This is a genomic window from Binatus sp. (SeqCode) (assembly GCF_049584895.1).
Taxonomy (GTDB): Bacteria; Desulfobacterota; Binatia; order Binatales; family Binataceae; genus Binatus.
In genome coordinates, this window is the sequence record NZ_JBAUYR010000150.1 from 1 (window position 1) to 9,583 (window position 9,583).

General features: G+C 58.8%; 7 protein-coding genes and 1 tRNA gene. 2 read left to right on the forward strand and 6 right to left on the reverse strand.

Annotation, left to right across the window (positions count from 1 at the left end):
* Window position 1: 1 nt before the first annotated feature.
* Complete coding sequence (locus WB650_RS25035) at window positions 2-2,473, reverse strand: beta strand repeat-containing protein (RefSeq protein ID WP_423962477.1); 2,472 nt, start codon at window positions 2,471-2,473, stop codon at window positions 2-4.
* 179 nt (window positions 2,474-2,652) lie between these two features.
* Here WB650_RS25035 and WB650_RS25040 point away from each other — a divergent pair.
* A tRNA-Leu gene (locus WB650_RS25040) sits at window positions 2,653-2,736 on the forward strand.
* 201 nt (window positions 2,737-2,937) lie between these two features.
* On the opposite strand, the gene WB650_RS25045 is transcribed toward WB650_RS25040, so the two are convergent.
* From WB650_RS25045 to WB650_RS25055, 3 genes are all read right to left on the reverse strand, one after another.
* On the reverse strand, window positions 2,938-3,810 hold the full coding sequence (locus WB650_RS25045) for an MBL fold metallo-hydrolase (protein WP_422304432.1): 873 nt from the start codon (window positions 3,808-3,810) through the stop codon (window positions 2,938-2,940).
* 100 nt (window positions 3,811-3,910) lie between these two features.
* Complete coding sequence (locus WB650_RS25050) at window positions 3,911-5,095, reverse strand: acetyl-CoA C-acyltransferase (RefSeq protein ID WP_422304431.1); 1,185 nt, start codon at window positions 5,093-5,095, stop codon at window positions 3,911-3,913.
* A gap of 209 nt (window positions 5,096-5,304) precedes the next feature.
* Window positions 5,305-5,820, reverse strand: a complete 516-nt coding sequence (locus tag WB650_RS25055) for a hemerythrin domain-containing protein (protein ID WP_423962479.1) — start codon at window positions 5,818-5,820, stop codon at window positions 5,305-5,307.
* Window positions 5,821-5,908: 88 nt separating this feature from the next.
* Between WB650_RS25055 and WB650_RS25060 the strand changes: the two genes are divergently transcribed.
* Window positions 5,909-6,034 (forward strand): hypothetical protein, encoded by a 126-nt coding sequence (locus WB650_RS25060; protein ID WP_423962480.1) that lies wholly within the window; start codon window positions 5,909-5,911, stop codon window positions 6,032-6,034.
* Window positions 6,035-6,171: 137 nt separating this feature from the next.
* Here WB650_RS25060 and WB650_RS25065 read toward each other — a convergent pair whose 3' ends face one another.
* The gene (locus WB650_RS25065) at window positions 6,172-8,388 is read right to left on the reverse strand and encodes a hypothetical protein (RefSeq protein ID WP_423962482.1); all 2,217 of its coding nucleotides are present in this window, start codon (window positions 8,386-8,388) and stop codon (window positions 6,172-6,174) included.
* Between the two features lie 138 nt (window positions 8,389-8,526).
* A complete protein-coding gene (locus WB650_RS25070; RefSeq protein WP_422304428.1) occupies window positions 8,527-9,390 on the reverse strand; it encodes an LLM class F420-dependent oxidoreductase in 864 nt (287 codons plus the stop codon).
* Window positions 9,391-9,583: the final 193 nt, after the last annotated feature.

Consider the following 9,583-nt stretch of genomic DNA (forward strand, 5'->3'; position numbering starts at 1 on the left):
ATTATAGATCGTCGCACTCTCCCTGTTTCTGCCCACCGACAGTGTTGCTGCCGGCGATCCCCGAGGCCGGCGGGATGTCGTTCTGGCATTGCAGGTTGCCGTTGATCGTGTTGTTCGAGATCAGTCCCTGCGCGTTGTTGTTGTGAAACTGCACATTACCGCCGATGGTGTTTCCGGTACACGTTGGCGAACCGGATCCGATCTCGACCGGCGTTCCGCTGTTCTGATATTGCAGGTTGCCCGTTATGTGCGAATCGCAAACCTGATTTCCGGCGCCGCCGGCCGGGAGGTTATGAGCCTGAAGGTTGCCATCGATGGTCACGGATGGACCAATCGAGAAACTGCCGCCGCTCTGCAGCTGGACATTGCCGTTCACTGAAGTATTCGTCAGCGACAGATTGCCGCCGTCAAGTTGCACATTTCCAGTGATCGCGCCGCCTACGAAGACGCAGTTCTGGCCCGCCGAGACCTTCAGGTTGCCTTGAAAGGTTCCGTTGTACACCCCGTTGCAGGCCTGGCCTGAGCTCGGGGCCGATGCGATCGCGCCCGGCGCGAAGGCCACACCCCGGAGCACTTCGCCAAATCCGCCCGTCTCGAGCACGGCGAATTGCGCCGTCGGCGGAGGGGTGTTGCTCGTGTCTGCGAGCTGATCCGTGACGAAAACAAGCTGGTTTGGATCCGCGCCCTGGTCACCATTACCGCTGATAGTTGAAGTGATGGCCCAAATGTTGACCGTTCCGTCGGTGTTCACCCGGCCGGTGATATTACGCAGACCGTCGGGGGCGGGCGCCCACGGCAATCCAGCGGGGAAATTGGTGTTGCCTGTGGCGGAATTGACTCCCGTCGGATAGCTGGCGACGGTGTACGGTTGGCCCAACCCCAATCCGTTAGTCAACGTATAAGCAAGGTTCCACGAGGTTCCGTTGAAAACCCATTTCTCCAGTCCCCCAGGGTTCCCGTTCTGGGTCAGGGCGTCGTCATAGGCATTGGTGCTATCGAACGTTCCGATATTGCCGTTGCCTTCGTCTGCAACGTACAGCGTGTTCGCATTGGCAAAGAAGATGCCGAAGGGGAAGTCGGTCGTAGTGCTCGCATTGGTATTGGGAAATCCCGGCAGGATGTTAATCGGCAAGCCTAGATTGCCTCCTGCAGTGGTGGCGGCTGATGGCAGCGTGCCGGGAGTACCGACCTGATAGACAGTGTTGACGCCGTTACTGCCGCTGCCCTTGGTGATGTACAGCGTATTGTCAAAGATCGTGAGGCCGCGGAAGTTGGTGTCCTTGCCAGGCTTGTCTGTACCAAACTCGAGCATCCCGAGCATGTCGATGAACGGCGACAGCAGCGGCACGTCTCCCGGCGCGTTTCCCGGAACGAGGAGCTCGGCGCCGGTGGAATTCACCAGATCGACGCCGACCTGCGTCGTGCTGAGCTGGCCTTTAGAGAGATTTCCGTTGTTGTCGTTTCCGGTCATGTAGTAGAGCGAGTTTCCTCCCTTGATAGCCGCGCGTCCATTGTCGCCGCTATAAGCGTTGCCCTCCGTTACCGTCAGGTTGCCGGAGGCGTCCACCTCCGCCACGGCCCGGTAGTATTGCGTGACGTCTGGGTTGGTCGGGTCAATAAGGCCCGGCGTATTCCCATTGGACACGTCAAGTTGGTTGGCCCCGGTCGTGAAACCCGGACCGCCGACGTAGCCCATGAACGTAAGCGACTGGCCATCCACCGACTTGTTGACGGCGAGCTCCGACTTCGACGAGAAGCTCGTATCGATCATCGCCGGATCAATTGCGAGAGAATTGAGCAGTGTGCCGCCCGTGCTCAGCTGATCGAGAAAAATCGGCGCGCTGACGGCGAAGCTGCCATCGGCAGCACCGTCATTGTTGAACACTTGGGGGTAGGTTCCATCGAAAAGCGCTCCCGTTCCCCCAAAAACCCCATTGACGTTGCAGCCGCTGGGACCGGTTGGGATTATGACCGATGTCGTTCCGCCTCCGAGCACCGGCAACGTGAGCCCCACCAGCACCTCCGCATTGGCGACGGCGGTACCCGCCTTCTTCGCGAGCACATAGGCCGTGCCGGAGCCGGAGGAGACGGTCGTGGTCAAGTCCGGGGTCTTGCTGGTCCCCGCCCCGATGACCTCGATCGCCGTGCCAGCGGGCACGCCGCCCGGATAGCCGCCGAAGGCGGCGGTCAGGGTCAGGTTCGCACTCCCGGAGCTAATTGTGCCGGATGAGAGAAGGGGCGTCGTGATAGCCGCACAGCCCGGTGGCAGGGTTTCGCCCACGGTAATAGTGCTTGCGCTGCCCGCATAGACGCTGCGCGACACCACCAGATTATTTGGAGCGAAGACCCCACCGGCCCACACCGGCGCTGCCGTCGTGGTGAGCATCGCGATCGCGGCCACGCCCGCAATGAGCCGCGAGTACGGCCGGCGTCCACGCGCGGCGAACCACTGCAAACAGATAAACTTGCGCATTTTTTCCTCCAGCGAAAAATCTTTAAAAGGGTTGAGAAGGACGGACGGGCAGGAGGCTAGCTGCCGATTGTTAGTTCGAAATGAATAACGAGTTGCGGCTTAGCAAAATAGGTGGGAGACCTTTGCGCAAATCGCCGGCCCTTCAACCGGCGCCAATTTTCCAATATTTTCTAAGTCACGCGAGAGTGGCGGAATGGCAGACGCGCTGGACTTAGGATCCAGTGCCGCAAGGCGTGGGGGTTCAAGTCCCCCCTCTCGCACCATCTCTTTTCGACCAAGTGTTATAAGGGGTTTTGAGAAATTTACTTCTGTGACGGGGCTACCTGCTGCGATCAGAGCCGACGCGAACGAGTGCCGTAGGCTGTGCATGTTGACGCGCCGGAGCCCGGCCCTGCGAAGCGCCGGCCACAGGCCGCGCCGGAGGGCATTGTAGCTCCTTGTCGCCGGCCGCAGGGTGCCTTTTCTTATCCGGCCAGGGAAAAGCGGAAGGAGTCGTCCTTCTTCGAGATTTTGCCTGGCGACGGCAGCGCGAAATGCGTCCCGAACACCAGCACGCCCGAGTCGGCGTAACGCTCGCAGAAGGCCCGCCGTGTCTTCTTTGCCATCGGCCCATCGGTGTCGAAATTGTCATCCCACTCGGGATAGCGGCATTGAATCGGATGATGCATCAGGTCGCCGGTGATGACCCCGTTCTGACCCTTGGAGGCGATGCGCACCGCAAAATGACCGGGGGTGTGGCCGGGCGTCGACTCGAGCCAGACTTCATCGGTGATCCGGTACTCGTTGTCGACCAGTTCCGACATCCCCTCGGCCATCACCGGAAGAACCGAATCGTCGACCGGGTCCTTCAGGAACGGGTCGGTCGCGCGCGAAAAGAAATCCCATTCGGTGCCACCGATCAGGTATTTGGCGTTGGGGAACGTCGGCACCCACTTGCCGTCCTTGAGCATAGTGTTCCAGCCGACATGGTCGATATGAAGATGCGTGCAGATAACGCGATCGACGGCTTCGCGGGGACATCCGATTTTCTGCAGGTCCTGCAGGAAGGGCAATTGCTGCTTGTTCCATTCGGGATTCGAACGCACCTTGTCGTTTCCGATGCAGGTATCGACGATGATGCGCTTGCCCTGTGATTCAGTCACCAGCGCCTGGATGGCCATGCGAAGCTTGCCGTTTTCGTCGGAGAAGGTCGGGTATAGCCAGTCGCTTTCCTTCCTTACGTTCTCCGCGGTTCCGTTGGGCAAAATAAATGTCCCGTCCCAAGGTCCTTCCGACTCGACCACCCGAGTGATCTTAACGTCGCCAATTTTCCATTGATTCACGCCGTTGGCTTGCATCTTTTAAGTAACCTCCGTTCTCTGCCAATGAGTCGTTGTACGTACAAGAATCGGACCACAAAAGTTGAGATGCTTATCTAGAGCCGATCCGGAAAATGGTTCAGGCGACTTCGAACAGCCCGGCCGCACCCATGCCGCCGCCAACGCACATGGTTATGACGACGTATTTGACTTTGCGCCGCTTGCCTTCGATCAAGGCGTGCCCGACCATGCGTGAGCCGCTCATCCCATAAGGATGTCCAATCGAAATCGCGCCGCCGTTGACGTTGAGCAGCTCATCGGGAATGCCGAGCTGGTCGCGGCAGTAGATGACCTGGCAGGCGAAGGCTTCATTGAGTTCCCACAGGCCGATGTCGTCGACTTTGAGCCCGTTGCGTTTCAGCAGCTTGGGCACCGCGAATATCGGTCCGATTCCCATCTCATCGGGCTCGACTCCGGCGACCGCCATCCCGCGATAAATTCCCAGCGGATGCAGCCCGCGCTGCTCGGCCTGTTTGCGCTCCATCAGAACGCAGGCCGAGGCGCCGTCGGAGAGTTGGCTCGCGTTGCCGGCGGTGATGAATCCGCCCGGCCCTTTCACCGGCGGAAGAGCCGCCAGCCCTTCGAGCGTGGTTCCAGGCCGATTGCATTCGTCGCGCTCGAGAGTGACCTGCTGCTTTGTGGTCTCGCCAGTCTTCTTGTCGTCGAAGCGTTTGGTCACGGTGGTGGTGAGCATTTCGTCGTTGAAGCGGCCGGCTTCCTGCGCGGCGAAGGTGCGCTGCTGGCTCTGGTACGAATACTCGTCCTGCGCCTCGCGCGAGATCTTGTAGCGCTTCGAAACCACTTCGGCGGTGTCGATCATCGCCATGTAAATTGCGGGCGCGCGTTTGAGCACGATCGGATCAGCCTGCCGGTACGCGTTCATATGCGCGTTCTGCACCAGGCTGATCGATTCGAGGCCGCCGGCGACGACGGTCTGCATCCCGTCGGCAATGATCTGCTTGGCGCCCATCGAGATACTCATCAACCCTGAGGAGCACTGCCGATCGACGCTCTGGCCCGCGACGCTGATCGGCAGCCCCGCGGCGACGACGCATTGACGCGCGACGTTGAAGCCCTGCGTCCCCTGCTGCAGTGCGGCGCCCATGATGAGATCGTCGATCTCGGCGGGTTCGACCCGCGCGCGCTTTACCGCTTCCTGAATTACAGGAGCGGCCATTGACGGCGACTCCGTGTCATTAAAAGCGCCGCGGTAGGCTTTGCCTATCGGAGTCCTGGCTGTAGATACGATGACCGCTTCTCGCATGTCTTTACTCCTTGAGATCGAATTTCCGCTGCTTCGCCGCTTCGGACTTGTTGTCCGTGCTCCATTTAAAACTAACTCTCCGTCAGCACACAACGCTCCACAAGCTCTTTCGCGATCACCTCGGCGAACGATTTGCGCGAATGCGAAATAATCTGCGTTTCGATTGTAGTTTGTAATGTCATCGGGGTTTTGCTCAGCTCGTCGCCCTATTAGTGGAACAACGCACGGAGGATCGAGGGAAGGACCTCCGCATCGTAGCGCTCGACATGCGAGTCGAGCGTCCGGGCCAAAGCCAGCAACGTCTGCGCGATGCCGCTGCGGTCGCCGTCCGTTTGCGGTTCGTGATCTACGCCAGACGACAACACGCGCAGAGCGCCCATCGACTTTCGCATCTCCAGACGTTCGTTCTTCACGATATCGAGCAATCCGCCCGAAATAGCGTGATGCTCCTTGCCCCACGAGACCAGCCCGTCTTCGATTTGCAGATGCGACCGTAGAGCGTGCTGTATCTCGTCCCTCACCTGAAGAGCCCGTTCATTTGCTGTAACCGCGCCGGGATCATTGGCGAGCCCAGTGGCAGCTCCCGCCAATTGCATGATCAGGTCGTTCAACTTTCGGTGTTCGCTAAGCAGACACGCTACCATCGAATTGATCATGGGAACCTCGAGCTGGGGCAGAGGGCTGTCGCACGGCGTCACCTGGGTCTTATCCTGCGGATATTTCATGTTGATAGCCTCTTCTGGCTCAGCAATCTGGATGCCACCCGACTGGTATGGTCTGAGTCTTGTATATACAAGGACTATCGGTAGGAAAATGAACATCACCATCGAAGATAACGAGAAGACTGATTCGCGAACGGCCAAAGCCGTCGCGATTTGCGAGACCACGCGGACGCTGATGGAGACCTCGCACAAACTAAATCGGGGGAAAGATAGGTGATTTGAAAATCATGAACCTGGTTATCCTCATCGAGAGCGTACAAATGTTCTTTCGGAATTTCGGCTTCCGGCACGCAACTGCAGCGCTTGCGCCACAGACACCCATCCCGAGCTCAAACGCAGCAAAGAGACCGGCTCCTAGGATCGCACGACTGATATTCGCGCGCTTTCGACCGGTAGGATGAACATTAGAGCCAGTTCCAGCTCATCCAGCGCGCAGCCCAGGCGCAGCGCGATTTTATAGACTCCGTTGGATTCGCTGACCTCAGCCACCCGTTCCAGCGCGGCTCTGTCTATCTGATCGATCATATTCCCGCATAGCCACAGCCGGGGCGTGACCATCCGCAAGACATTGGCGCACCATTGGGCGGTCATCTTCGGGCCATTCAAGCCGTAGCCGTTGGGAAGAATGCCCCTGAACCAGTTCAGCACGCTAGCGTCCTCGTAGACTGTGCACTCATAAGAGTCGGCGCGATCGAACGCCGGTATCCAGGTGCATTGGCTGTTCCATGCCTGCAGCGGCCGACGCTCGGTGGCGAAGCTATCGAGCTGCTGCTCCATGTCACCGGCGGAAGTTCCCAGGTACTTGTAGCAATCCTCGTGATTGATCACCCATTTGAAGACGTGCCAGGTGTCGCCGGGCTCGAGGGTGTCGAAGGGACGGCCGCGCATGATGCCCAGCGTTTCAGCCGTCTGTTGGTCATGCTGTTCCTTCCTTATCTCCCCATATTGGCGGAAGGTATGTTGCAAACCGATCCCTGCAACCGCGCATTCGGCGCCTTTGGGAAAGAACGTAACCTGCACGGTCTGGTAGTTGTTGGCGTAGTCGAAAAGTTTTCCCCACATCTTGTCGCCGAGGAAACCGGAAACCGGCAGTGTCTTCTTCGTCTTGCTTACATTGAACGATGCGGACATCTGCTTTTCGCCATGAATCCTAATCTCGCCTTCTTGCTGGTCCCCTAGCGGACGCAGCCAAGCCTCGAACCACTTTCTGGCGGCATCCAGCGTCGGCTGCTCTTCATCCTTGAGAACAGCCACGCTCGAAGTGACGGCCGGATGATCCAGCCGGCGCTGTCCGGGAACTTCGGATTGGTTGTGATTCAGCTCGCGAAGATGAGTCGTGCTGAGATTGGATTTATCGTAAATGGTTTTAGGGTTCAGCCCGGATACCACCGGTAACCATTTCTGTTCGACCGCCGCGATGCGCAGCGGCGGCAGCTTGTGTTGATATTCGGTTTGAGTTCCCGGCTGGATAGAGACGTTGATTTCCCATTCGCCGGCCTTTTGGGGTTCCAGGTCCATTTGGAGGATCAGCAAAATCTGGGTCGTTCGCTGAGGAGTCATCTGAGGAATTGCCAGATTCGGAAACTCGCCCCGGTACACACGCGATTCAGCGGAAGAAGACTCAGTCGGCACGAGATTGAATCTCTTGGCATCGACTAACTTTGCTACGTCTTCTTTCGTGAGATTCTGCGCAACTAGTTCCAGCGCGCCAACGACCTGGCCGTTATGAAATTTGCAGCCAGTGACAATAGCTCTTGTAAGTACAAGCGTGTCCGGACCTGAAAGCCGAACGGTCGCCGTTCCTCCGCTGAAGCTCGCGCCCTGGCTCAATATCAGCCATGTCGCCAGGCGCTTGGCGCCGATAGCCAGTGGCCAGCTCGACGGATAGACGGCGCGCATGCGGCAATTGTCGGGATCGAAATAATCAGCCAGCCGAATTTCGCCTGCCGGAATATCGGACAGCGCATTGGGCATTTTCTTGAAGTAGAACTCGGCGCTGAGCTGCTCCTCCTTGTCCAGAAAATACTGATAGTTCATCTGCGGCTGGCCGTCGCGGAGACCTATCAGTTCAGATAGTCCGCCCACGATGTCGTCGGCAAAAGCTGTCTGTTTCGTAACCACTTGTCTGATCTGGTCGATGCTCAGCGTCCGTCCGAACAGGCTGCTCCATTTGGCGGCGCGCGATTTCTCGCTCAGCTGCTTCATCGGCCCGTCGTAGCTTTCGGCGTCGGTCATTAGCAGGTCGACCTGCCGGCCATTGGCGAAGACGATGAACTCATAGGAGTCGCTGTCGTAGAGACTGGTGAAGACCGCCGCCGTTTTGAGCGCTTTGGACGCCGCCAGCGCCAGATCCTTCAACTCGCCGCTGTCGAGCTTGGCGTTGTCGCTGTCATAAACAGAGACGTAGGATTGTCCGGCGCGCGCCAGCATGACCGCATGCTTGCCGCCTTCGGCCGGCGCTTTTTTCACCCGCTTATAGCCGAGCTTGCTATAGCTCCGGCTGATTGCCCTGGACGCATCTTCCGCGGCGCCTCGCCACGCGATATGGATGCTGGCACAGGTGTTTCCCATCGGTGGTTTCCTTGAGTAGGTAGTTTAGACTGCCGGCGCCACTCGCGATTCCCGAGCCGGCCACCGCGGTGCTTTCCTTCTACGAATATCCTTGGACCACATTTGGTCCTGATTCGATTTCGTAGTTGATTGAGCCCGCTAGAGCTTCGCCGCGCGCTCGACGAACGATCCCAGTCCTCGCACCACTTTGACGCCGTCTTCCGATACTGCGGACGCGGCCAGGACCAGCCGGGTCACGCCCGCCTCCTGGTATTGCTTCATCACATCGGCGCTTGGTCCCTCCGCGCCCAGCAGCACCGAGAACTCGAGCTGGTCAGGATCGCGGCCGAACTCTTTTGCCATCCTTTTGATCTGCGGAATGCACTCGCGTGCCTTTTCGGCGCTGAGACCGCCCGGGCACCATCCGTCGGCGTAGCGCGCGACACGTTTGAGTGCGTACTTCGGATCATGCGCGCCGAGCAATATCGGTGGACCCGGTTTTTGCACGGGCTTGGGCCCGAGCTTTACTGGCGGGAACTTCACGATCTCGCCCGCATAGCTGACGTCGTCGCCGCTCCACAGCTTGCGCAACGCTTCGACGGATTCGCGCAGATGCTGCCAGCGCCGTGCGAAGTTGACGCCCATGACCTCCGCTTCCTCGCGGAACCATCCAGCGCCGACCCCGAGAATCAGACGGCCCTTCGAATAGAGATCGATCGATGCCGTCACTTTGGCAGTCTCGATCACATCGCGTTGCGGCAACAGACAGATGGCTGTGCCGATTTTGACCCGCGAGGTCGCGTCCGCCGCGATCGCGAGGGCAACAAACGGATCGATCAGGCGCGCATAGAACTCCGGGACTTTTCCGTCGCGCGAGCGCGGGTAGTGGGTGGTGTAGGTGCTCGGCACCACCATGTGCTCGGCGACAAAGAATGATTCGAAGCCGAGGTTTTCAGCTTCGCGCGCGATTGCGCCCGGGTTGCCGGATTGCTCGGTGAGAAAAACCAATGCGCCAATTTTCATCGACAAATGTCCTCGCTTATGGTTTTGCCTGGTGTCTTTGAGTCGTTGCAAGCTTAGCACCGAATCACGGGAATCGGTCGCGCCGCGAAACTTCGCGGCTGCAGCTGCAAGCGCTAGTATCGCGGCCATGGCGTTACCCATATCGAGCCGTTTCCAATTTGCCCCCGATCTCAGCATTAGCCGGATCCTCAAC